The organism is Halobacillus sp. B29, assembly GCF_052246755.1.
Classification (GTDB): Bacteria; Bacillota; Bacilli; order Bacillales; family Halobacillaceae; genus Halobacillus; species Halobacillus halophilus.
Genome location: NZ_JBQQCM010000006.1, coordinates 79,148 through 104,935, shown reverse-complemented (window position 1 = coordinate 104,935; position 25,788 = coordinate 79,148). Strand labels below are relative to the sequence as shown.

General features: G+C 42.4%; 19 protein-coding genes. 4 read left to right on the top strand and 15 right to left on the bottom strand.

The window, feature by feature from the left end:
• Nucleotides 1-337 precede the first annotated feature (337 nt).
• Both ACTWP7_RS09530 and ACTWP7_RS09525 read left to right on the top strand, forming a co-directional pair.
• Entirely contained in the window at nt 338-3,535 is a 3,198-nt protein-coding gene (locus ACTWP7_RS09530; RefSeq protein WP_443122995.1) for an SNF2 helicase associated domain-containing protein, read from the top strand.
• Between the two features lie 459 nt (nt 3,536-3,994).
• Nucleotides 3,995-4,267, top strand: a complete 273-nt coding sequence (locus tag ACTWP7_RS09525) for a helix-turn-helix transcriptional regulator (RefSeq protein ID WP_443122994.1) — start codon at nt 3,995-3,997, stop codon at nt 4,265-4,267.
• A gap of 4 nt (nt 4,268-4,271) precedes the next feature.
• On the opposite strand, the gene ACTWP7_RS09520 is transcribed toward ACTWP7_RS09525, so the two are convergent.
• From ACTWP7_RS09520 to ACTWP7_RS09480, 9 genes are all read right to left on the bottom strand, one after another.
• Nucleotides 4,272-5,153: a COX15/CtaA family protein gene (locus tag ACTWP7_RS09520; RefSeq protein ID WP_443122993.1), complete on the bottom strand. Its 882-nt coding sequence runs from the start codon at nt 5,151-5,153 to the stop codon at nt 4,272-4,274.
• 108 nt (nt 5,154-5,261) lie between these two features.
• Nucleotides 5,262-5,816, bottom strand: a complete 555-nt coding sequence (locus ACTWP7_RS09515; RefSeq protein ID WP_443122992.1) for a zinc dependent phospholipase C family protein — start codon at nt 5,814-5,816, stop codon at nt 5,262-5,264.
• Nucleotides 5,817-5,972: 156 nt separating this feature from the next.
• The gene (locus tag ACTWP7_RS09510) at nt 5,973-7,799 is read right to left on the bottom strand and encodes a gamma-glutamyltransferase family protein (RefSeq protein WP_443122991.1); all 1,827 of its coding nucleotides are present in this window, start codon (nt 7,797-7,799) and stop codon (nt 5,973-5,975) included.
• Nucleotides 7,800-7,812: 13 nt separating this feature from the next.
• Nucleotides 7,813-9,069, bottom strand: a complete 1,257-nt coding sequence (locus ACTWP7_RS09505; protein WP_443122990.1) for a CapA family protein — start codon at nt 9,067-9,069, stop codon at nt 7,813-7,815.
• A 13-nt stretch (nt 9,070-9,082) separates the two neighbouring features.
• On the bottom strand, nt 9,083-9,532 hold the full coding sequence (gene pgsC, locus ACTWP7_RS09500) for a poly-gamma-glutamate biosynthesis protein PgsC (RefSeq protein WP_014644287.1): 450 nt from the start codon (nt 9,530-9,532) through the stop codon (nt 9,083-9,085).
• Between the two features lie 32 nt (nt 9,533-9,564).
• Nucleotides 9,565-10,839 (bottom strand): poly-gamma-glutamate synthase PgsB, encoded by a 1,275-nt coding sequence (pgsB, locus tag ACTWP7_RS09495; protein WP_443122989.1) that lies wholly within the window; start codon nt 10,837-10,839, stop codon nt 9,565-9,567.
• A gap of 930 nt (nt 10,840-11,769) precedes the next feature.
• The gene (locus tag ACTWP7_RS09490) at nt 11,770-12,609 is read right to left on the bottom strand and encodes an ABC transporter ATP-binding protein (protein ID WP_443122988.1); all 840 of its coding nucleotides are present in this window, start codon (nt 12,607-12,609) and stop codon (nt 11,770-11,772) included.
• Between the two features lie 432 nt (nt 12,610-13,041).
• On the bottom strand, nt 13,042-14,235 hold the full coding sequence (locus ACTWP7_RS09485) for a PDZ domain-containing protein (RefSeq protein ID WP_443122987.1): 1,194 nt from the start codon (nt 14,233-14,235) through the stop codon (nt 13,042-13,044).
• An 80-nt stretch (nt 14,236-14,315) separates the two neighbouring features.
• Nucleotides 14,316-15,821: a S41 family peptidase gene (locus ACTWP7_RS09480; RefSeq protein ID WP_443122986.1), complete on the bottom strand. Its 1,506-nt coding sequence runs from the start codon at nt 15,819-15,821 to the stop codon at nt 14,316-14,318.
• 321 nt (nt 15,822-16,142) lie between these two features.
• Here ACTWP7_RS09480 and phnX point away from each other — a divergent pair, with 321 nt between their 5' ends.
• Both phnX and phnW read left to right on the top strand, forming a co-directional pair.
• A complete protein-coding gene (phnX, locus tag ACTWP7_RS09475) occupies nt 16,143-16,955 on the top strand; it encodes a phosphonoacetaldehyde hydrolase (protein ID WP_443122985.1) in 813 nt (270 codons plus the stop codon).
• Between the two features lie 32 nt (nt 16,956-16,987).
• On the top strand, nt 16,988-18,109 hold the full coding sequence (gene phnW, locus ACTWP7_RS09470; RefSeq protein ID WP_443122984.1) for a 2-aminoethylphosphonate--pyruvate transaminase: 1,122 nt from the start codon (nt 16,988-16,990) through the stop codon (nt 18,107-18,109).
• 136 nt (nt 18,110-18,245) lie between these two features.
• On the opposite strand, the gene ftsE is transcribed toward phnW, so the two are convergent.
• From ftsE to secA, 6 genes are all read right to left on the bottom strand, one after another.
• A complete protein-coding gene (gene ftsE / locus ACTWP7_RS09465; protein WP_443122983.1) occupies nt 18,246-18,932 on the bottom strand; it encodes a cell division ATP-binding protein FtsE in 687 nt (228 codons plus the stop codon).
• 178 nt (nt 18,933-19,110) lie between these two features.
• Entirely contained in the window at nt 19,111-19,533 is a 423-nt protein-coding gene (locus ACTWP7_RS09460) for a c-type cytochrome (RefSeq protein ID WP_443122982.1), read from the bottom strand.
• A gap of 46 nt (nt 19,534-19,579) precedes the next feature.
• Entirely contained in the window at nt 19,580-20,419 is an 840-nt protein-coding gene (locus ACTWP7_RS09455) for a YitT family protein (protein WP_443123099.1), read from the bottom strand.
• A gap of 244 nt (nt 20,420-20,663) precedes the next feature.
• Nucleotides 20,664-21,548 carry a UTP--glucose-1-phosphate uridylyltransferase GalU gene (galU, locus tag ACTWP7_RS09450; protein WP_443122981.1) on the bottom strand — a complete coding sequence of 295 codons (885 nt, stop codon included), beginning with the start codon at nt 21,546-21,548 and terminating at the stop codon, nt 20,664-20,666.
• 404 nt (nt 21,549-21,952) lie between these two features.
• A protein-coding gene (prfB, locus tag ACTWP7_RS09445) for a peptide chain release factor 2 (protein ID WP_443122980.1) occupies nt 21,953-23,060 on the bottom strand; the annotation gives its coding sequence in 2 pieces (ribosomal slippage) (nt 21,953-22,987 and nt 22,989-23,060; 1,107 coding nt in all).
• 101 nt (nt 23,061-23,161) lie between these two features.
• Nucleotides 23,162-25,678, bottom strand: a complete 2,517-nt coding sequence (gene secA, locus ACTWP7_RS09440) for a preprotein translocase subunit SecA (RefSeq protein ID WP_443122979.1) — start codon at nt 25,676-25,678, stop codon at nt 23,162-23,164.
• Nucleotides 25,679-25,788 lie beyond the last annotated feature (110 nt).

Sequence of the window (25,788 nt, the reverse complement as noted above, 5' to 3'; positions counted from 1 at the left end):
CCTCCATATTATTATTCATTCGGGTGACTTACGTAAGGTAGGATATACGTATCACATTGGCCGATTCACTCCATAAAAAAACCGCTCACTCGATTGAGCAGTAATCTCGAATTTATAAAACTCATACTTTGAAAGTTAGCACAACCATGCATTAAAATCAATCAAGAATCAATGATATCCCCTATTTTCGCTTGCATAAATTCCCACCTCAGGTCATCCAGGATATGGAAGACCTGAGGTGGGAATTTATGGGGGACCTGAGGTAACAGATATAGTCAATTATCATCTGGTCAAACCTGTTATAATAGAGGAAATACTGATAGTAAGGATGCCATTTATGCAATCGTACTTATTACAACCAAGTGATATCAAGAAAATAACCGGCCACACTTTTTACAAACGTGGTAAACAATATTATGAATCAAAGAAAGTCTATGGACTTTCTTATAACGGAGCTATTCGCTCCTGGCGGGCTGTCGTTGCAGGGACGCACGATTACGAAGTGCGTGTTTTCTTTTTTGAAGAGGATGATGTTGAAGCCACCTGCGAATGTGAAGCTTACAACAATTACTATACCTGTAAACATATCGCTGCCGTCTTAATAGCTATCCGGGAACGTGCCCTAGAGGAACTTGGGCCCAAGCTGGCCGTAAAAGGACGCCAGGCGAAGAAAGAAACAAACCATGATCGTCTGTTTGCCATGCGCTTGTTTGAAACTTTCCGCCAGCGCCAGGAAAACCGTCAGACAGAAGGCTTGAAGAAGCCCATTCAAATTCAATACTTTCTTCATCTTCAATCTATGCTTGGGACCAAGAATTTAAGTGTTGAATTAAAGTTTGGTGAAGGCTATCCATATGTCATAAAAGACATTCGTGAGCTGCTTGAGCATATCCAAAAAGCTCAGCCTTACAGAATATCCAAAAAGTTCACTTTCGACCCAGCCGACCATGTTTTCGAAGAAAAAGATAAAGAAATCCTGTCTTTGTTACAGCAAGCCTATGAGCAAGAACGTTTTTACGAGCAGCAATGGACACAAAACGATAAAAAAACCTTGCGTATCTCCCCGGTGCTGGCCCAAAACCTACTGCCCAGGCTTGAGGAGCAACAAGCTCAAGTGTCTGTTAAAGGTGAACTGGCTGGTCCACTGAGCTATAAAACGGAATTCCCTGAGCTGTCTTTTTATATATCAGAAGAACGCGGTCATTTTCATATGCATATGAATCATTTGAAAAGCTATGATTATTTAGCTGACTATCACCTTTTATACAAGGAAGGCACGTTCTATGCGCTCGATCCACAGAAAGAGGAAGTGCTCGGAACGCTATACACTCTGCTTCCTTATAATTCAAATGGGAACCACACCGTGAGTCATTCTGATATGGAAGGCATTGTTTCTTATGTACTTCCAGAGCTTGAAACCATAGCCGAAGTACAACTGGATCAAACAGCTCAAAAAAAGATCAGTCAGCATCCGCTACAGGCAGAAGTCTATCTGGATTTCTTCCAGTGGACACTAACGATTAATGTCCGTTTTCGCTACGGCGATCTGCTTATTGATCCTTTCAAACAGAACTCTGCTCCCAATCAGACTATCGTTCAGCGAAACAGTACAACAGAACAGGCCATCATCCAGATTATTGAATCGGCCGAATTTAAATTTGATGGAGAAATCGTTTATATTGAAGAAGAAGAAGCCCTTGACACTTTCTTTTCAGACTACTTACAAAGATTGAAAGAGCATGCTGAAGTTTATCTATCTTCTTCTGTCCGTTCGCTGCTTGCCGAACAGGATCATGAGCTCAAACCTTCTGTGCAAATGGAAAGCGATGGCAGCTGGCTGGACATCAGTTTCGGCATTGATGGAATAAGTTCAGAAGACGTAAGCGCTGCAATGAAAGCTGCGATTGAGCGTAAAAAGTACTATCGGCTCTCTGACGGAAGTTTACTTTCATTGACCTCAGAATCCTTCGAGCGTTTTCAGAGACTGGCAGATGAACTCGACCTCTCAGCTAAGGATATAGACAGCAGTGAGCTGCATGTTTCCCAAGCCCGTACACTTCAAGTAGATGATGTATTGCAGCCTGAAGAATCAGAGCGGGATCAGAAGTTTACTAAACTGGTGGAGCGTCTTCAGTCTCCAGAAACGTTTAATTTAAATAAACCAGCTGGTTTACAAGCAGATCTACGCCCTTATCAGATGACGGGATTCCGTTGGATGAAAACTCTTGCTACCTATGGATTAGGCGGGATTCTAGCAGATGATATGGGCTTAGGTAAAACCATTCAAGCCATTACTTTTCTTCTTCATGAAAAAGAAGAGGGCGTCTTGAATGCACCCGTCATAATTATTACACCAGCTTCACTCGTCTATAATTGGAAAAAGGAACTCGAAAAGTTTGCACCAGAATTGACCGTCCAGATCATCTCCGGAGATCCTAGCGTCCGTCAGCAGATGATTACAGAGGGATCAGCAGACGTGTGGATTACCTCTTATCCTCTGCTTCGTCAAGATGCAAAATTTTATGAAACGACCCAATTTCACGCTATGATTCTGGACGAATCACAGGCTATAAAAAATGATACAACGAAGACTGCTTCTGCCGTTCGAACGATCCGCTCCAGGCATCGCTTTGCTTTAAGTGGTACGCCTATTGAAAATTCACTTCAGGAACTATGGTCGATTTTCAGAACCATTATGCCTGGGTTTTACACAAGCAAGAAGAAGTTCATGCAGATGAAGCCGGAAAAAATTGCCCGCATGACCCGTCCCTTTATACTCCGGCGTATGAAAACCGAAGTGCTGGATGAACTGCCGGATAAAATTGACACGGTCCAGTATTCAGAACTTACCCGGGAGCAAAAAGAGGTTTACCTGGCCTACTTGGAACGTATTCAAAACGACATCGAGGAAACCATTGCTACAAAAGGAATTCAGCGCGGAAAAATTGAAATTCTTGCCGGTCTTACACGCTTGAGACAAATTTGCTGTCACCCTTCTCTGTTCCTTGAGAATTACGAGGGCGGCTCAGGTAAATTGGACCAACTGAAAGAGCTGGCTCACGAAATGAAAGAAAGCGGACACCGCTTACTCATCTTTTCCCAATTTTCCAGTATGCTGACATTATTGCATAAAGAACTCTCGAATGATGGTATTGACGGCTTCTATTTAGACGGAAGTACGAAAGCTGACAAACGGATGGACATGGTGGATCAGTTCAACCAGGGAGAAAAAGATGCATTCTTTATCTCCCTGAAAGCCGGAGGAACAGGCTTAAATCTGACTGGTGCTGATACTGTAATTTTGTACGATTTATGGTGGAACCCGGCGATTGAAGAACAAGCCGCAGGCCGTGCTCATCGAATTGGGCAGGAAAGAGTTGTACAAGTAATCCGTATGATTTCAGAAGGTACCATTGAAGAACGCATTTACCAACTGCAGCAAAAGAAACGAGATCTCGTAGACCAAATCATTCAACCAGGAGAATCTATGCTTACTTCACTAAGTGAAGAGGAGATACAAGAACTATTTAAGTAATAAAAGCCTGCGGAACACGTTTCCGCAGGCTTTTATTGTATTTTTTATATGTTATATATTTAAAATGTAAAGTTAATTATTTCTCATATAAGAGGTGTGTAGATCATGACCACCAAACAAATGTTAATCCTCTTTTCCCTTTCTGCAAGTTTACTTTTAGTTAGAGGACTTTCCCAGATCTACTTGCTTGTTCAAAACATTGAAGTGCAAACAGTATTATGATCGTTACTGGCTTTAATTCTTTTAGGAAGGGTCATCTTTACGCTTTATAAGGAAATAAAGCTGGGCATCCCATTTAATGACGAACGCTCAAAAATGCTCAAACTGTTCGCTGCGGGGCACGCTTATTTTTATTCTTAATTTTTATGGATCGCCTTGTTCGCATTTAAAAAAACATTTTCAAACAGATGAACGGCTAATGAACGGCCTCGGAGGCATGGTAATCCTATTAGCATTTTCGTGGTTAAAGTCCAAGAAACAGAGCGGAACAATGGAATGAGAATACGGATAAAAGAGTTTCGAGCCAGGCATGACTTAACGCAAGCGGATCTTGCGCGAATAGTTCATGTGAGAAGGGAGACTATCGTTTTCCTTGAAAAAGGAGAATATAACCCTTCTCTCAAATCAGCTGCTAAAATTGCTTATCAATTTCGGGAACCAATAGAAAATGTTTTTCTTTTTGATGAAGATGATCCATTGAAAAAACCTCGCTGTAACAGCGAGGTTTTTTAATAAGTTAAATAGGTTTCTTTTGCAGTTTAAACCAGTAACCGCCCAATATGCTTGCTCCAATAACCATTGTGACCGTCGATAGGATCATGTGAATAGACGAGGCTACAACAACGTTGCCAGTTACCACAATCACGAATCCTACTACCGCATTTAACAGCAGTGAAAATAGATACAGCCAGGATAGCGTTACATGATATTTGAATTTAGATGCGTATATAACAAACCATACAGCCGCTACTAATATGACAATTGTTGCGACCCAGTGAAGAGAATATACCATATTTGCAATTGCTTCACTTTTGATCAGATATTCGACTGCCGGAATATCAAGCATAACATTACTCGCACGACTGTGTTTGAAAAATGCTCCTAAAATGACTTGCATAACGTAGATACTGAAACCTATTATAAACGTCCTGTAACTCATAGATATGGTGGACCAGCTCGTACGGTCCAGCTCAATTTTTTTCTCGTGAAGGCTATAGCTTAACAGTACAAGCACAATCAACAGAATTTGGCTGAACGTAACATCAAGCGTGGTGAAACCTGGAGGCGTACCTAGAAGAACATTAAAGCCTCCAACTAAGGATTGAAATACCAGCAAGCCCAAACTTAACATGGCTAAAATAAGCACAGTCTTACGTTTACGGTGTTTATATATTGCCCCGACCGCATTGATGAACGTAAGCACGGCGAGTAAAGGAACCATTAGTCTGTGAGAATATTCTATAAGAACGTGATAATCAGTAAAATCAGGTATGACTGAACCATTACAGAATGGCCAGGAGGTTCCGCACGCATCCCCGGAATTTGTAGCTACCACAAGATTTCCAAGAATAAGAGCGAGGAACGTGACAAACGTAGTTAAAATTGAAAATTTCTTCATCGTCTTACCCTTTCTCTATATATAATGACGATCGTCAATACATTGCAGCATTCATATAAAATCATATCATGAAAGTCGAATAATAGAGAATGATAAACCCCATCATGCTCATGAACTTTTTGTGAACGAACGCTTTTTTCGGATTTTCTTCACAATTAAATAAACGAGGGAGAGAAAAATGAGAAGCATATTGATCAATGAGAAGATGTCTGCATAATGTTCATCATTCCAATATGACACCCTGCTTCTGAAAATATAGGAGCTTACCGGATAAAATATGGGTACGGCATCCTCCACATGAGTAAGGAGGTCAACCACTATGTGGCCAAGCCAGCCATACATCAGAGCAGACATTTTTGTGAGCTTACGGCCTTTCCAAACAAGAACGACAGTGAATATAACAATCCATATAAATATAGAATGACCAGCCTGCCGCAGAATACTCACTACTGGATGTTCAAACAACTCATGAACAATTCCAAACAGGGATTTTAAAGGATCGGGGTCATCTATGACCTGAAATGCATTACGCGAAATACATAAGTATAGAAACATGACATAATAAACGATATCCGGTAAAATACTTCCAATTATAAACCAGCCAGTATGTTTTTGTTTTCGGCTCACAAAAAAAGTCCAGTACCCATGGTGAAGTGTATTCATTTCATCGTCTCCCCCTCTATTAGCTTGCAGCATACTTCTTCGTTTGAGTGGGACTAAGAAAAACAGAGACGACAGAAAAATAACAGTCGACTCTCATAGAAAAAGCCCACCTTGCAACAAAAAGGTGGGCTTAATTGACTCAGTTACTCTCTATCGTTAATTACCAGAATCGTTGGCAATTTTCCATGTTCCGAGACGTCTTGGATCTCCGCCGCCGTACATTTGGGTCACATCCCCATTCGTACGAATGCCAAGACCCTGTATGCCTCCATAAAATACGGGAGAATCGTGCGTGATAACAGAGTAATCCATTTCACTTCTTAAACGGTTTACAGCTCCCTGATCCACCATGTTTTCCAAGTGGACAACGTTATCTGCCGTATAGAACCGAGAACGACTGATTGCCTGCTGGAGTGTAAGCTTTTCGCCTTCCTCCGTTACTCCATACTCGTATTGAATCAGTGACTGAAGGAGCATTGCAGGAATTCTCGATCCACCCGGTGAACCAATACCTAGAACGGCACGACCGTCTTCAGCAAAAACTAATGGAGATACGAAAGAACGAGGCCGCTTACCAGGCTCATAGTCGTTCATAGCGCCATCTACGGTGTCAAAGTTACTCATTTGGTGGTTCATAAAGAACCCTTCAATGTAGCGACCAGATCCAAAGAATTTCCCAAGTGAGTTTGTGGCAGACACCATCATGCCATTCTTATCCACTACGACGAAATGAGTGGTGTTTCTGGAATCTGCTTTTTCACCAGGGGATGTAAGAATTTCAGCTGAACTGGTGAGTTCCTGGCCACCTATATCGAATTCTTCTTCGAATAACTGGTTGGAATAACTTTCAGATGTTAGTTTCTCCTGGTTCACGTCCACAAACTTAGGATCTCCCAAAGTATGAACACGGTCGGAATAAACACGGTTTACAATCTTATTCACAAGATGAATATAAATATCTTTATATTGAGGCTGGTTCACAACTTCCTGCATGTTTTCCGGCATGTTTCCAGCTAAAAATGCAGGAAGCTCCCCATTTTCATTTCCAAATTCTGTTCGCAGAACTTCATCCAGGTTTTTATCTAATTTTTCAAGCATTTGAAGAGCCTGGATGACGATTATACCGGAAGTCGGTGAAGAACCGGCAAATACTTGCTGACCATTAAAGTTACCAGAAGGAGCCACACGTTCTTCAACCTCATAAGCTGCTAAGTCATTCGGTCCGAAGTTAACCTGCTGTTTAATCTTCTCTGCAATTTCACCTTCATAGAATGCTTCCGGTCCGTTTTCCTGAAGCGTCTTAAGCGTGTTTGCCAGTTCATCCTGTATCAGTGTTTTATTCATCTCTAATGCCCGACCTTCTGGATAAAACTTATTAGATACAGCGGGATCTTCATTTCCGCTTTGGATAAATCTTCTGGAGTTTTGAAGCTGTTCGTGAAAGATCCGGCCGACTTTCACGCCATCTTCACTATGTGTCACTGCATCATCTAACAGCGTGCTCCAATCCATATTACTACCGTAATCCTCATAAATGGCACCCATCCCTTTAACAAATCCGGGCACCGCTATATCTCTATCAGGTCTCGCACCGCTTTGAGGCGCAGCTTCTCTATAGTCGTAGGTTTTAGCACCTTCGCCAGGTTCATGTACAATCATCTGGCCGCCGCCACCCATTCCTGATCCGTAAGGTTCAACAACATTTAGAACAAACGATACAGCGATTGCTGCTTCTGCTGCGTTACCGCCTTCGTCCAATACCTTCATTCCAGCTTCAACCGCAAGCGGGTGAACAGCACTTACGCCATAAACTTTAGAAGCATTTTCACCGTCTGCGTTGCTTACTTCAACTGTTTCTGATCGATCTTCTACCGTATAAGGTTCACGAAACTGGTCGAATTCTTCTTCAAAATAAAAATTCCATCCAACCAGGCCGATAAAGACAATCGCGGCAATGGTGTACGTGATTTTCAAATAATTCAAGGCACCAGCCCTCCTATCCTTCTATTACTCCAGCTTTTTTCAAATCAATAACTAATCGGTCATCCTCCATGCGCCAGTACTCATTGTCCAACTCCTTACGAAGAGTTCGGAAAATACGGAAGTCTCTTAAAGGCTTCAAGAGTCCATTCGTTTCCCGTGGACGTGTATCTGAAATTTGCATGGGTACAAAGGAGAGCTCAGCTCCACCATCTGTCAGAAAGTCCATTTGAGCCATAGTCGAATCCCTCGTTCTTGTCCATCCCTGGTCAAAAACGAAGTTTCCGAGACTATTCATAACAATGGCTGTGTTTCCATTATCCTGAGGGTTGTTCGGGTCACCTTCAACTTGCACACGCGTGACAGGCTCAAGCACGTGGGGATGGTGTCCAATGATGACATCAGCTCCCATATCCGTCATTAGATAGGATAAAGTCTCCTGCTCCTGGCTCGTGCCTCCTGCGTACTCATCCCCCCAGTGGGAATGCACCATAACCACATCGGCGTTTTCATTCGCTTCTCGAATGCGTTTTTGCAAAACGCCCAGTCCAGAACCGGTGAGAACCCCTCCGACGTATTCATTTGCACTATATCCTTGTACATAAACATCCGTAAAACCAAGGATGGCTATCGTTCGACCATTTGCTTCATAATAGTGAATTTTACCAGCATCCGTATGCTCCTCTTCTTCAGGAAAAAGATCTTCAGAGGGATCCAAAGCTTTACCTATCCCGAGTAAGTCTATATCAAGAGGCCCCATATTCTTAATGGTTTCCTCAAGAGATAGACTTCCAAAGTCCATCGTATGGTTATTCGCTAGATTCACAGAGTCGAAACCAGCTTTCGCAACGGCTTCACCTGCTCCTTTATCGGAATATAAGTGAATAGCTTTATTACGCAGCTCGAAGTCCTCCATGGTCTCTTTCACTTGAGGATTATCCGCATCAATAACTGGGTTTTCAAAGTTCCCCGTCGTATGATCCGATTCTTCAATATAAGGCTCTACATATTCAAACACTCGGCCAATCGGCTCACCACTTCTTTCAGCAGCTTCACGGACGTGCCGGCCAAGCATCATATCGCCCACCATCGATACCCTATACTCCACATCATCTGGTCTTGTATCCCCGGGCATTGTCGGCCTATCAATCCACTGATGGCCAAAAAAAGGAATAGCCAGTAGAGCCGCAACAATGAGCGAGTGGGGGGCAGCTTTTTTCTTGTGCTTTTTAGTCCATACTTTCATTTTGTACTTTATATCATTCTCGTTCATAAAAAATGCTCCTCTAAATCAAGTTATAAACTGTAATGGCCACGAACGTAAGGAAAGCAATGACGAATGTAGCACTAAAGGTCGGGAGTACTCCCTGTTTTTGAATCGAATTCGCTATAAGTCCCGGTACAATAACCCCGATCCCCCGGAGTTCCATCGTTGGGAAGGGGGTGAGCGGATACAGATAATCCATAGACATCTTCATCAAAACACCCACTGTAAGCATGGCCGCAAATTTACGGCGTCCATAAAGCACAGTAAATCTAGAAAGCACCTGCGAAACTATTAAATACGTTAATAAACTAATTAATCCTACTACCAATACATACATAACCTGATCAAAAATCAAAGCTACATATCCAGGTACTACCAAACCAGCTGGTACTACCCCTGTTTTCTCAGAGTATAATAAACTCAACAACACACCTACAACTATTGCAATATATAAATCTGTACCGAACACGACAACTCCAACTCCTTTAGCGGTATTTCACTTTACTTATTTGTTTGAAGAGTTCTTTCTTCATAAGCTTCTTCTGTGATGGTATGACTTTCTTCTTCTTCCCAGCTTGTTTGATAGTCTGATAGAGAAGGCACGATTTCAAGGTCCTGAATCGCAGCCGCCAATTCTTCTCCTCCACCGACAATATTTCCAATTCCATAAATGACACTGTTTCCAGGCAGATCTTGCAAGTGTTCTACAATAACCTCTGCAGGTTTATTCTCTAAGTTGATCATGTTCGAAGCCGAAATGCTACCATCATTGTAGGCGTTTATAACTGGATCAACGGTTTCTCCCATTACAATCAGGTTATCCATTTCAATATGGGGCAGAACTCTTTCTGCAAAATCAATCGTACGCTCGACACGGTCACTACGACAATTCATAATAACGGTTCTTTCATCCGTAGGATAATCCAATTCCTGAATTCGTTCCCAAATGTTTAATGTTGAGGTAATATCGTTCGCTGCAAACCCATTAAAGAAGTACTTAGGAGCACGCTTCTTCCCGAATCTGTGTACACGCATAGCACCCGGGTCTACAGGCGCTGTCAACATTCCTCGAAGTGCCACTTCACGATCGATCTCAAGAATGTCAGCCACGGCAAGCGAAAGCGCCGCGTTCTGAGGGAAAATCATAAACGGGAATTTCTTAAGATATTCTTCTTCAAACAGACTTTCGTCCGCAACTACAACTTTTGAATTACGGCGTCGTGCTATTTTCTCAAAATAACCTTTATATGGTGTGTCAGGGATTACTACATGTCCATTATGGGGAATGGTCGAACTAAAGGCTTCTGCAATGTCATCCAAAGTTGGGCCCATGACATCCATATGGTCTTCAATTACGTTAGCAATCACTGTAATATTTGCTTTCACAAGACGCTCCTGAAAAATCCTTTGGTACTCTGGATTTACTGCCATGCACTCACTAACAAAAGCGTCTGCTTTTCTTTTTACTACTCTTTTTGCCATTGTTTTCTGCTCACTTATATTCGGTCCTTGAAGACTTCGGACAATCGGCTCTTCTTCCTCCTGATCCCAGTAGAACATACGAGCCGAGGTTCCTGTTGTCTTACCGGCTACTCTTCTGCCATCTTCCTTTAGAATTCCCATAATTAGACGAGTAACCGTGGATTTACCCCGTATTCCATTAACCAGAATCCGGGTAGGGATTTGCTTCAAATTTCGGTCATGAGAAGACTTTTCTCTTAAACCAACGACTAGGACTATCACTGCAAAAATAGCCAGATAAACGATTTCCTCCACTACTTTTCCTCCTTAAATTTCCTTTCTGTAATGTAAGACGATATTTTATCACCTTATGTAATAAGCTAATATTCTCTATCTACGTCCTTTGTGAGTATAGATAATATTCCATACCCTATTAAACATTTTTCAAAAGGAATTTTCAAAAGTTTAATGATTATTTAGATTGAATTTGTTTTATAAGACATACGTATTTCCGGTCCCATTTGCAGGCGGTCACATCAAATTACCTGTAGTTTCCTCTCAACCCATTTACTTTTTATATCATCTGACATGGTAAATAATCTCCGCGAAAGGAGAAAAACGATGAGTTATAAGGTTTTTGTATTTGATGCGTAGGCTCAGCAAAGATCTACCGGTGTTGATAAGCCTCAAACATCTGCTTAGGAATATCCACAAAAAAAACTGGGATACAATATAGAAGAAATTTTGTTCTTCTTCAGTAACCCTTAAGACAATGCAGACAGCTTCCTTTGAATTTTCATAATGCTAAGCTTAACCGTTCTAAGCAGAAATGGCCAGAAATTGGGATAAGTCCCTTTCACACCATAACTGATTTAAACAAGGCACCGCAACAGGAACAAGCGATCTGGTGAGAGTATTAATTCACCAGGTCTTTCAAGTCGTAAAATCTAATAAATCAATTAAAATTTGACCCTCGAGTAATTCTACCATCTCTTGTCAAGACCAGTGTCTCTTCACTAATCCACTTAAAATAGCTTAACAGATTTAGACCAACTTACCCAAGGTGAATATTTATTATACACATTTACGTCATTGATCGCCTCATTCACGTAAAATCGATACCTCTAAAGATCAACATACATATCATACCATTTCCCACCAATAATTCTACACCATTCTACAAAAAGGTGAAACAAAAAAAGCAATGGAAAAGTATTTTCCATTGCTTTCATAATTTTTCTTAGTTTATCCAACTGATGTCTGGGATGTTTGCGCTTCCGCCTGGGCTTGCTTAATTAAGCAGCGGCCTTTTCCATGCGGGATACACATTGGTGTCCCAAAAAGAGGATCTTGTCTAACATCACAATTCATTTCAAAAACATGCTGCATTAAGTCGCAGGTAATGACTTCTTCTGGTTTCCCTTGAGCATATACCGTCTGATCTTTAACAGCGATAATATGATCAGCATAGCGGCATGCCAGATTGATATCGTGAAGGACCATTACCACCGTTCTCCCATTGTCCTGATTTAAGTCAAACAGCAAATCCAATATTTCAATCTGATGAGTCATATCAAGATAAGTGGTTGGCTCGTCGAGTAAAAGGGTATCGGTATTCTGAGCAAGAGTCATTGCAATCCAGGCCCGCTGGCGCTGTCCTCCGGATAAAGAGTCAACCGTTCGCTCTTTTAATTCCATTAGGTTCGTATCTTCTAGTGCTTTGTTAACCGCATACTCATCGTCTTCAGACCAGCGCTTAGCAAAACCTTGATAAGGGTAACGCCCTTGCTTAACTAATTGATAAACACTTAGACCTTCTGGAGTAGTAGGGCTCTGAGGCAGGATTGCCATTTTCTTTGCAACTTCTTTTGTCCGCATTTTAGAAATATCTTCACTATCGAGTACAACTTCTCCTGATTTCGGTTTCAGCAGGCGTGCCATTGAACGCAATAACGTGGATTTACCACACCCATTGCCTCCAATGAGTACGGTGACCTTCCCTTTCGGAATGCTGATATTCAAAGAATCTATAACGACGGAATCCCCATAACCCAAGGTCAGGTTGTTAGCCAACAGTGTATCCATAATCTCGAACTCTCCTTTTTCTACCCATTACGAAATCTCTATCGGTCTGTTGGTAATTTATATTTTCATAGAACTTAACTATATACGTGTCTAATTTTTCTTTCATTTACTAGTTTATGTGCATTCAAGAGCTCTGTCAATGAATTTGAGAATCATTTTCAGTTTGTTTGATGGTTAAATGTATGAATTTTTTTTATTATTCAGACTAAAAAAGGTCAAAAATCCCAGATAAGGACTTTTGACCTTTTTCAACTTGAAAGAAGGGATATTAATTATTCACCAGAGTTTGATTTGTCTAGGATTATTCTCAGTCAAAATCCCCCTGAAAAGTAGTTCCTGACCATCACTTCACGTTTTTAAGAGTTACCGCTGTGTTTTCCCGTCATCATTAAGTCTGAATTACCACAAAACATGAAGAATTGTAAAAACCATTTAATACATACTAACTGACTTCTCACGCCGTGGTGGTTCGACGAAAACCAGCCCCAGTTCATAATGCTCACCTTCATATAGAGGGCGCTGAACGTAGCGATTCTCACCCTGTACGTCGTGGACTTCTATTTTATTGAAAGCTGCATTTTCCTGCAGGGCTTCATAAAAATCATTTTCCGTACGGACATGTCTGTTATTTACTCTTACAATCAGTTCCCCTGGTGAGAGGCCCATTTGCGCCGCAGGGCTTTTTGGAATGATTCCAAGAATGAGAAGACCATCTTGGCTGGCTGAGAAAAATGGCTGGCGCTTCTCACCTGACAAGTGCTGAAGCCGAATCCATGTACGTCCTAAAATGCTGACTACAACGGCCACTAGTGATAAGACCGGCAAGAACAGGCTGCCTGCAGCCAGACTCAGAACTAACAGGGCAAGAAAAAATGTGCGGCGTCCGACAATTTTGGATGCCTTTACAGGCAATTGGCCACGTGCAATCCATTCCCATCCTGTTACAAAAGGAACGAGAATCAATCCAAAGCTTTCTTCACCGATACCAAAAAAGGGCCACCATGGAGCAAACGGTTCAATGGATCCAGCAGGAAAAAGAGCAAAAAATGGAATAAGTGCAAGCTTTCTGCTGCGGTGCTGTCCAATCCACATCCCCCTTCTACCCATTACACGCTCTGGAAAGGTAGACAGCGAAGACGTCCTTAACATAAGAATTCCTTCTACTAACAAGAATGCACTTATCAGAAAGGGTACAGCTGTAAGCGGAGTGTCCGTAAATGGAGATACCCATGACAATTGCCTTACACTTTCCGGAAAGTACGGAAGGAAATAAATAAAAAGGTACGTGGCTCCAAGTGTATAGGCTGCTGAGTACCAGTTGGATCTTAAAGGAAGACTGAGTACCAGCAGCATTCCGGAAACGAGCAGCAATAGAGGCAGAGAAAGCACGACCCCGCTTCCGACCGCAAAGACCGATATAAAGAGTCCGGCAGCTAATGACGTTCCTAAGGTACCGCTCCATTCTGAAAAGGCATCATAAATACGAGTTCCAAACTGTCTGCGCTCGCTTTTAATCCTCCGCCTCGTTAAAATAAAACCTATGATTATTGCTATATAAAGGAATGGCTGTGTTAACACCCGGCCTGCTCCTTTGACGATTTCCATAATCCAGACTTCCAAAATCATTCTCCTTTCCAATCTTAACAAAAAAATCCGCAGTCAAAGACTACGGACTTTACTTCTCGAACTAAGGGGGGAAGTCCTGCTTACTTGAACAGGGCCTCCACAGCTTTATCCATTTGACGGTCATTTTCTTCCTTGCGTACTTCTTCTACGATTGCTTCTTCCAGCTTACCACCCGTCTTTTCATCTACATCACCTGTAGCTTCTAATCCGTTTTCAGCTTGAAAAGCTTCTACTGCAGATTTCGTACCCTGACTGAAATAACCATCCGTCCTTCCTGGCTCATATCCAAGGCCTTTCAGCATCTTTTGAATGTTTTTCACTTTTTCATTATTATCATTATACTTCAGCTCTTCTTTAATTTCGACCGGATTCGTATAGAAGTAAGAAGGCTGTTTCACTTCTATGGTAGGCTCCACTCCTTTTTCATGCACCCAGTTGCCGTTAGGTGTCAACCATTTGTAAAGAGTGAGTTTAATTGTGCTCCCATCTCCCATTGGGATCGCCTGCTGGACGGTTCCTTTTCCGAAACTCTGCGTACCTACAAGATCGTACCCTCCGGCTTCATTCATCGTTGCGGCAAGAATTTCAGAGGCAGATGCACTTCCCTCATCCATCAACACTGTGATCGGATAATCTTTCTTCCCTTTACGATCAGAAAAGTAACGGGATTTCTCCCCATTACGATCTTCTACTTGAACAATCGGCTTATCATCAGGAATAAATTCTTTTAAGATTTCCTGCACATCTGTAAATAGACCGCCCGGATTGCCACGGACATCAATTACCAGTCCGTCCATGTTGTCTTTCTCAAGCTTCGTTAGAGCTTCATGGAATTCCTCGGACGTTTTTTCAGAGAAAGAGGTAATCTCTATGATCCCCACTTGTTTCCCATCGACTTCCTTCTGATTGGAATACACTGTTTCAAGCGGAATATCATCACGAATGATATCTATGGTTACCGGCTCGCTCACGCCTGGACGATCTACCTGCAGCGTAACCTCAGTACCTTTCTCACCTCGTATTTTCAAGACCGCCTCATATAAATCAAGGCCCTCCACACTCTCTCCATCCACTTTCAAAATTTGATCGTTCGGTTTCAATCCAGCTTCTTCTGCTGGCGATCCTTTAATCGGTGCCACAATGGTTACTTTATCATTTACCATGCTCACTTCAGCACCGATTCCTTGAAAAGAGGATTCAATGGATTGGTTAAACTGCTTCATCGTTTCCTGATCCATGTAGACGCTGTAAGGATCTTCAAGAGTGTCCAGCATGCCCTGAACAGCACCTTCTATTAATTTATCGTTATCTACTTCACTCACATAGTTTTCTTTAATTGTACTGAATGCCTGCTCTACTTTTGTTAAATCCGCACTCTCCGACTGATCTTCTGTTGCTTTGTTCTGTTCTTCCCCCGATGTATTGCCTGAATTATCAGCATTTTGATCCGCATTAGCCAATGATTCCGTCTGGGGATTCTCCTGTGCCCCTTTAGCGAAGTATTCTATTCCTATGTAAGAACCAGCCGCTCCCAATAGGACCGCAAGCACCATGAGAAGTGCTACGTAACGCGGTTTTATATTCATCGCATTCACCCTTCTACTTTTAATTTCCCTAATGTACCTATCCTAGCAAATGTATATGTGGACCGTAAATCTGAGTTTCCTTCCTGCTTTAAGTTATGCCATAAATCTTACAAGCATGTCTATCTAATTATAGGAAATATTTATACTTTTTTCTACTAGATTCGAAAAACAAAATATACAATCACCAAACATAACCATACAAATTGTTAACGTAAAGATAACATGTTTTTTACATTATCACGGTACATTGAATTTACGGCAATAGATAAGAGAGCGTAACAAAACACTTCTGCCACTAAATTCAAGGGAGGATGCACACTTATGAACCCAAATATTGAAGGTATTATTTTTGACTGGGCAGGCACTACCGTTGATTACGGCTGTTTCGCTCCTGTCCAAGTGTTTATGGAAGTATTCTACAAACGAGGGGTCTCCATCACTTATAAAGAAGCCCGCGGTCCAATGGGTCTATTAAAAGTAGATCACATTCGTGCAATTTGCGAGATGGAGCGAGTTAAGACTGCTTGGAGAGAGGCTCATGGAAAGAATCCAGATGAAACCGATGTAAAAGCTCTATATGACGACTTCGAACCGATGCTGTTCCGTATTCTGGATCAATACGCAGATCCAATCCCAGGCGTGCTCGATGTCATGACTCAATTGAGAGAGAAAAACATAAAAATCGGCTCCACGACTGGGTACACGGGAGATATGATCGAAATTGTATCACATGAAGCCGCAAAAAAAGGATATGTACCCGATTCGATCGTCACTTCTACCGATGTTCCCGCGGGACGTCCTTACCCATGGATGTGCTTTCAAAACGCAATTAATCTTAATATCTATCCTATGCTCCATATGATTAAAGTTGGGGATACCACAAGCGATATGCAAGAAGGTGTGAACGCCGGAATGTGGACGGTTGGTGTTGTAAAAGGAAGCAGCATCCTTGGCCGGACAGAAATCGAAGTAGAAACGATGGATTCTTTCCAACTACATCAGGAGATCAAAGAAGCCGCGCAACACTTAAAGAGTGCGGGAGCTGACTATGTGATAGAAGATATAACCAGGCTTCCTGAAATTGTCGAAACGATTAATAAGCGCTTGAACGCTCGCCATGTAAGCTATGCATAATGAACAAACTTTAGTAGGAAAGGAGAATAAGCATGAAAGATCACTATCTATTATTGACACCAGGTCCTCTGAGCACCACTAACGCAGTTAAAGAAGCCATGTTGAGCGATTGGTGTACATGGGACGATGATTACAAGTCGCTTGTTCAATCCATACGGCGCGACCTTCTGAATGTAGCGGGTGCATCCGCAGGCGTCTACACATCCGTTCTCATGCAAGGAAGCGGAACATTCTGTGTAGAGTCTGCCATTGGAACGGTCATGCCTCAAAATGAAAAACTTCTTGTGATCGTAAACGGAGCGTACGGGAGAAGGATGGTCACTATCGCAGAGCGTTTAGGAATCGAGACAGTCCCTTTTGAATGCAGTGAGACGGAATATCCTGATCCTGCTCAGCTATCCAAGATTCTTGATAATGACCCTGCCGTTACACATGTCTCCCTTGTCCATTGTGAAACGACCACAGGCATGATGAACCCTCTTAGACAAATAGCTTCTATTGTAAAGCAGTACAGACGCACCTTGATTGTAGATGCTATGAGCACTTTTGGCGGGGTACCTATCAATCTAGCTGAGATGGATGTCGATTACTTGATCAGCAGCGCTAATAAATGTATTCAGGGTGTTCCTGGATTCGGATTTGTATTAGCCAAAAGAGAGAAATTAAAAGTCTGCAAGCATCAGGCCCGGTCTCTTTCTCTGGATTTATACGACCAGTGGGCAGCCATGGAAGAACAAGAAGGTAAGTGGCGCTTCACTTCACCAACACATACTGTCCGGGCTTTTAAACAGGCTTTGGATGAATTGCGTAAAGAAGGCGGGGTTGAGGCCAGATACGAACGCTATATAGCCAATCAGCATACCCTTGTTAATGGGATGAGAGATCTCGGATTCATTCCTCTTTTACCGGATGAAAAGCAATCTCCCATCATCACTCCTTTTTATTACCCTGATGATCCGAGATTTGTATTCGATGTGTTTTATAGAGAATTAAAGAAAAGAGGCTTCGTGATCTACCCTGGAAAAGTGACTGACTACGACACCTTCCGGATAGGCAATATAGGTAATGTTACTCCAGAGGATATAAAGCATCTGCTCACTGCTGTTCAAGAAAGCAAATACTGGGAAAGCCTATCCTTCAAGAACAAAGAGTAAATTAAGAAACGTTTATTCAATAAGCTCTGTTAAACTTCCGTGTTGATTTTAAGGTAAGATAGTTTAATAACCTTAGTCAGCATAAAAAGGGCTCCTGTTTTAGGAGCCCTTTTTATGCTAACTATAAACGTAACAGTTAATCATCATATCCGTAATTACCGCGCATTTCATCCCGTACGACCATTCCATCCTCAATTGCAATGACACGGCGAGGGATAGTGTTCACAATTTCGCGACTGTGGGTAGCCATCAAAACAGTGGTTCCACCTGCATTTATTTCATCTAAAATGTGCATAATTTCCCAGGAAGTTTCCGGGTCCAGGTTTCCTGTTGGCTCATCCGCAATTAATATCTTGGGACGGTTAACAATGGCCCGGGCAATAGAAACCCGCTGTTGTTCGCCTCCGGACAGCTCATCAGGTAAAAAGCGTGCTTTGTTTCTTAAGCGGACCTGATCCAGCACTTCCATCACTCGCTGCTTAATATTCTTTTTTGATTCTTCAATCACTTCCAGGGCAAAAGCTACGTTCTCATAAACGGTTAAATTTGGAAGCAGCCTGAAATCCTGATACACCACGCCAATTTGTCGTCGCAGCATGGGCACCTTCCGCTCTTTCATAGTTGAAGTATTCATATCAATAACATTAACATTTCCTCTGGAAGGCTTTTCTTCCCGGTAAATTAATTTAGTGAACGTGGACTTACCAGCACCGCTTGGGCCCACTACGTAAACGAATTCACCTTGTGCTATTTGGACATCAAGACCGTTCAGAGCCGTAACTCCATTTGGAAATGTTTTATAGACACCTGTCATATCTATCATATGGCGATCACCTTAGTCTCTTTTTTTTAGTTTTTCCTGTCGTCTCTTGCAAACAAGTTTATTATAACATCGATATTCGATAATTTTAGACATAAAAATATTACATTTCCTTTTCAATTTACAAAAATGCCGCAAAAAAATAAAGCCCGGGTTTATCCGGACCTTTTCAATCGTTATGTTATTCCATTGTAGCTAGCCAATCCGCAACCGTTTGAGCATCTTCATCGGACACCTGACTTTGAGCTGGCATTTGACCTTGACCATTTTTGATAATATCTACAATTTTAGCCGCGTCGTATTTAGATCCAACTTCTGTCAGTGCTGGTCCAAAACCGCCACCCAATTCACCACCGTGACAACTGGCGCAGCTGTTCTGATATACTTCCTCTGCAGCTGAGGTGTTAGTCGCACCGTCTCCGGATCCGCTTTCAGAACCTTCTCCGCCACTTTCCTCAGCAGCTTCTCCAGACTCATCCTGCGAGCTCTGATCGGTCTGTTCTTCAGAAGTATTGTCGTCAGAAGCACCTTCGTCTCCACCGCCGCCGCAAGCACCAAGCACAAGTAACATAGCGAAGAATAATGAGAATAGTAATTTTTTCATTTCGCTTCCCCCTCGAAAAATTAAGTATGGGAATATTATAACCTTCCTATCCCGATTTGAAACCCTCACCAAGTACTTCGGTGGCATTCATCGCTACGACGAAAGCCCCAGGATCCACCACTTTTACCGTTTGTGTCAATTTGGTGAATTCATTCTGCTGAACGACACACATGACGACACGACGCTCTTGATCCGTATAACCACCTGCACCGCTTAAAACCGTAACACCACGGTCGATTTCCTTAAAAATTGCCTGACGTACGTCATCCACCTGTTCTGTTATGATCATAACATTCTTCGAGGTGTTTAAGCCCACTTGCACAAAATCGATCGTACGGCTGGTCGCAAATAAACCAATTAATGCGTATAATCCTTCCTCCAGGGAAAACACAATCGCTGAGGTTAACACAATCATTCCGTCCAGTAATGCAACACTAATGCCCAACGGGAAATGAGTAAACTTATGCAGCACTTGTGCGGCAAGGTCGATTCCTCCCGTAGAAGCTCTGCCTCGAAACACAATTCCAAGTCCTAACCCTACTCCCATTCCGCCAAAAATTGCCCCGAGTAGCGGATCTGGTGTAGCTGGTTCCAAGTTACTGGTAAGCAAAACAAATAATGGAAGTGTAATCGTGCCTACAAAAGATTTAATGCCGAAATTCTTACCTAAAATGACGACTCCTATGATAAACAAAGGAATATTAAGTATCCATTGAACAATTCCTGGTTCCCATCCGAATACGCCTTTTGTAATTGTACTGATACCCGCTACACCGCCAGATGCGATATTATTTGGTAATAAAAATACATTAAAGGCTAAAGCCACAAAGAAAGAGCCTAAAATTACCAAAGCAAACTCCATCGTATGCCTCAATGCCGGTGGCATCGGCTCTCTTCGATATTTTTTTGCCATCATCATCATAATCCTTTTCCCCCTGCGTCATACCTGTTTCCATTCACTTGATTTATTATTCAAAAGCAGTACCTTAAATCTCTAAATGTATAGCAAACCTTATGGAGTATATCACTGCCTTAACTAACTGTAAATGAGACTGAAATAACGTGTTAATACGATAAAGGAGAGGATGATCTCATAAAGAAAGCGCGGTGCCTGGCGGCTCCCGCGCGTCTCATTTTCCGTGAAAGGACTTTTGCTGTTTAACGATACTTTCGATCAATTCGTAAACGTCATCACGCATGTCTTCGCGCTCCATTGCTACAGCAAGAGTCGTCTTAATAAACCCAAGCTGATCACCAACGTCGTAACGATCGCCTTTAAATTCATAACCATACACAGGCTGTTCCATATTCAGACGCTCGATGGCATCAGTCAGCTGAATCTCCCCGCCTGCTCCTATATCCTGTGTCTCAAGCATGTCCATAATCTCTGGAGTGAATACATAACGTCCGATAATAGCAAGATCAGAAGGAGCTTCTTCGATGGAAGGTTTCTCCACAAAGTGCTCCACCTGGTAGCGGCGACCCTCCTGGTTCTTTGGCGCGATGATTCCATATCGATTTGTCTCATCGTGCGGTACTTTTTTCACGCCAATAACAGAAGAGTGGGTTTCTTCAAATTGATCCATTAGTTGTTTCAAACAAGGTTCATCCGAGCGGACGATATCGTCGCCAAGAAGAACGGCAAAGGGGTCGTCACCTATAAACTTACGCGCACACCAGATGGCATGTCCTAGTCCTTTAGGTTCTTTTTGACGAATATAGTGAATATCCACATGCGCAGACTGTTTCACCTTTTCAAGCAGATCAATCTTGCCTTTTTTATATAAGTTTTCTTCAAGCTCAAATGCATGGTCAAAATGATCCTCAATGGCTCGTTTGCCTTTCCCTGTGACGATAATAATATCTTCAATACCTGACTCAATCGCTTCTTCCACAATGTACTGAATTGTCGGCTTATCTACAACAGGAAGCATTTCTTTAGGCATCGCTTTCGTTGCAGGCAGGAACCTTGTCCCAAGGCCTGCTGCAGGAATAATCGCTTTTTTCACTTTCACTGTTTGGTCACCGCCTTATTAATTGTGTTCACTACCTTCATCATAGCAAACATTCATATAAAAAGGTAGTTCCTCCCGTCTACTCTTCTGTCTAAAAAAGAGGCTTTTTTAAGAAGTGGCCACTGAGAAACTGAAGAATTATGCATGGAATCCCTCACTTTTATGTATCCCTTTCATTTTACAAGAAAAAAGAGTGATTTTCTTATAAATCAAAGAAAATCACTCTTTTTAGATGGGCCACAGTTGATTCCACTATGAGCGCTCGATGGTGACGCCTGCGGGAACTGCGCGAGCCTCAGCAAGCATCCATCGACAAGCGATACGTTAGAATCAAACACTACCTTTAACCACTCCTCTTGATAGAAAGGAGTTTTTTAGAAGCCTCTTTTAAAAAGGCTTCTTTCTTAAGATGCATCCATTTTGGATCGTAAGAACGAGTTAATGAATTTATCAAGATCGCCGTCCATGACCCCCTGTGTATTTCCAACATCCACATTTGTCCTATGGTCTTTGACCATGGAATAAGGATGAAAAACATATGAACGAATCTGGCTTCCCCAGCCGATCTCCTTCTGTTCACCACGGATTTCATCGAGTTCCTGCTGCTGACGTTCGATTTCGAGCTGATAGAGTTTGGCTTTCAGCATTTTCATAGCCTGTTCACGGTTTTTAATCTGGGAACGTTCAGACTGACAAGTAACGACCGTATTTGTCGGCTGGTGCGTAATTCTTACTGCGGAGTCCGTTGTATTCACGTGCTGACCTCCCGCACCACTGGACCGGTAGGTGTCGATCTTCAAATCTTCTGTATTAATATCAATATCAATTTCATCATTGAATTCTGGCATCACTTCGCAGGAAGCAAAGGAAGTATGACGGCGTCCGGATGAGTCAAACGGGGATATGCGTACGAGACGGTGCACCCCTTTTTCAGCTTTCAAATAACCGTAAGCGTTGTGGCCTTTGATCAGCAAAGTTACACTTTTTATTCCGGCTTCATCGCCCGGAAGGTAATCCATCGTCTGTACAGAGAAACCTTTTCTCTCTGCCCAGCGCGTGTACATGCGGAGCAGCATGCTCGCCCAATCCTGAGATTCCGTTCCACCTGCGCCTGGGTGGAGTTCAAGAATCGCATTATTTTTATCGTAAGGTTCGCTTAAAAGAATGTTCAGTTCAAACTGATCCAGGTCTTTTTTTAATTGCTGGACCTGCTCAACTAAATCTTCCCTTAGGTCTTCATCATCTTCTTCTTTGACAAGTTCATAAGACACTTCAAGGTTTTCATGAGTTTCCTCGTGTTCTTCCAGGGTATGGACAAGGTTTTTCAGTCCATTTACTTCATCAATAACTTTCTGGGCCGTTTTTTGATCATCCCAAAATCCCGGCTCTGTCATTTCTTCTTCTAATTCAGCAATGCGGGTTTTTCTTTGATCAATGTCAAAGAGACCCCCTGAAGTCAGCTAATCGTTCAGCTGTATTGTTTAACTCATGGCGTACGTCTGCCATATCCATAATAATCACTCCTATAAATATCTACGTGCTTACGATCATGTTTACTTTTGCCTGGTCCTTAGACAAGGGAAGACACTCTCTTAATGAGAGTGCCTTACTCCTTATTTTCCGTGACAGTTCTTATATTTTTTACCGCTTCCGCAAGGACATGGATCATTTCGACCTACATTGTCTGTTTTCACATACGGCGTGCGCTTTTTGCTCTCTTTACTTTCTTCTCCATCGCTTGAGACAGCTTTTGCTCCCTGTGCTACTTCCTGGCGCTGCAGGTTATTACGGATTTGGGCTTTCATCACGTAACGAGCAACCTCTTCATCAATTTTTCCAACCATTGTTTCAAACATGCCGAAACCTTCAAACTGATATTCACGAAGTGGGTCATTTTGCCCGTAAGCACGAAGGTGAATCCCCTGGCGAAGCTGATCCATTTGATCAATGTGATCCATCCACTTCTGGTCGACAGTGCGAAGAAGAATAACTTTTTCAAATTCTCGCATTTGCTCTTCGGTCAACTCTTCTTCTTTTTCATCGTAACGCATTTTAACTTTTTCAAGTATCAGTTCTTTCATTTCTTCAGGATCTTTGCCTTTCAGATCCTTCACCGTAACGTCGCCTTCTTCTAACAGATTGGCACGCATATATTCAACAATTGCTTCAAGCTCCCAGTTCTCATCTTCTTCCTCACTGGTATGAGCTTGTACATTCTGCTCGACGGTACGTTCAATCATTTGTTCAATGATTGAACGTAGATTTTCCGAGGTAAGGACATCATAACGCTGCTTATAAATAACTTCACGCTGCTGGCGAAGAACGTCATCATAGGAAAGGATCGTTTTACGAGCATCAAAGTTGTTACCCTCAACACGCTTTTGCGCTGATTCTACTGCGCGGGAAATCATTTTACTTTCGATAGGCTGCGAATCATCCATTCCCAGACGGTCCATCATGCTGCGAATATTATCAGAGGCGAACCTTCGCATCAATTCGTCATCCGTAGCCAGGTAAAACTGAGACATACCCGGATCCCCTTGACGACCGGAACGACCACGCAACTGATTATCGATTCGGCGGGATTCGTGACGCTCCGTACCGATGACGGCCAGTCCACCTGCTTCGACAACTCCATCTCCAAGTTTAATGTCAGTACCACGACCAGCCATATTGGTAGCAATCGTTACGGCGCCTCTTTGACCAGCATTTTCAATAATTTCCGCCTCACGGAAGTGGTTTTTGGCGTTTAGGACATTGTGCGGAACGCCGGCTTTTTTCAAATACCGGGAAATGATTTCCGATGTTTCCACAGCTACCGTCCCAACAAGTACCGGCTGTCCTTTTTCATGACGTTCTTTAATATCTTCAACGACCGCTTTAAACTTTCCGTCTGAAGTTTTATAAACCAGGTCTGCTTTATCATCACGGATGATCTCACGGTTTGTCGGAATTACAATAACGCGCATATTGTATATGTTCAGGAATTCTTCTTCTTCCGTCTTTGCAGTACCTGTCATTCCAGAAAGCTTTTCGTACATACGGAATAAGTTTTGGAACGTGATGGATGCAAGTGTCATGCTCTCGTTCTGGATCTCCAGGCCCTCTTTAGCCTCAATCGCCTGATGCAGTCCGTCACTATAACGGCGTCCTTTCATTAGACGTCCAGTGAATTGGTCAACAATAACTACTTCTCCTTCATCAACCACATAATCCGTGTCGCGGTGCATAGACGTATGAGCTTTTAGAGCCTGGTTAATATGATGGATCAGCGAGACATTAGAAAGATCAAATAAATTTTCAATCTTGAAAAAGCGCTCGGCCTTGTTGATTCCTTCTTCTGTCAGCTGAACGTTTTTTGTTTTCTCATCATACGTGAAGTCCTCTTCCTGCTCCAGCAAACGGACAAAAGAGTTGGCAGATTGATAAAGATCGGCTGACTTCGATGCCGTACCAGAAATTATTAAGGGAGTACGTGCTTCATCAATAAGAATCGAGTCTACCTCATCAATGATGGCAAAATGCAGCGGCCGCTGCACCATCTGCTCTTTATATAGCACCATATTGTCTCGCAGATAATCAAAACCGAACTCATTGTTCGTCCCATAAGTAATATCTGCTAGATAAGCTTCACGCTTTTCATCTTTGGACATCCCATTCAAATTCAATCCTACGGTCAATCCTAAGAAGTTGAAAAGTTCTCCCATATCTTTTGCATCACGGCTCGCCAGGTAATCGTTGACCGTAATGATGTGAACGCCTTTTTCTGTAAGTGCGTTTAAATAAGCAGGCATGGTAGATGCAAGTGTTTTACCTTCACCTGTTTTCATTTCGGCTATATTTCCCTCATGCAGCGCGATTGCACCGTCAAGCTGCACTTTAAACGGACGCATGCCAAGCACACGTTTGGAACCTTCACGAACGACTGCGAAGGCTTCTACTAATAAATCATCTAATTTTTCGCCATTTTGATATCTTTCTTTGAATTCATCAGTTTTCTGACGCAATTCATCGTCGGAAAGCTTTTCATATTCAGTTTCTAAAGCGTCGATGTCCTCAGCGGTTTTATCGAGACGCTTCAATTGACGTGAGTTACCATCGCCAAATATTTTCTTTAAAGTTCCTAGCATTGCAACCGCTCCTCTATTGGTTTCGAATCTTCGGTTGGTTAGTTTAATCCATATATTATCATAACACTAAGAGAAGCTGACTGACAATAAAGTACATACCCATGATGAAC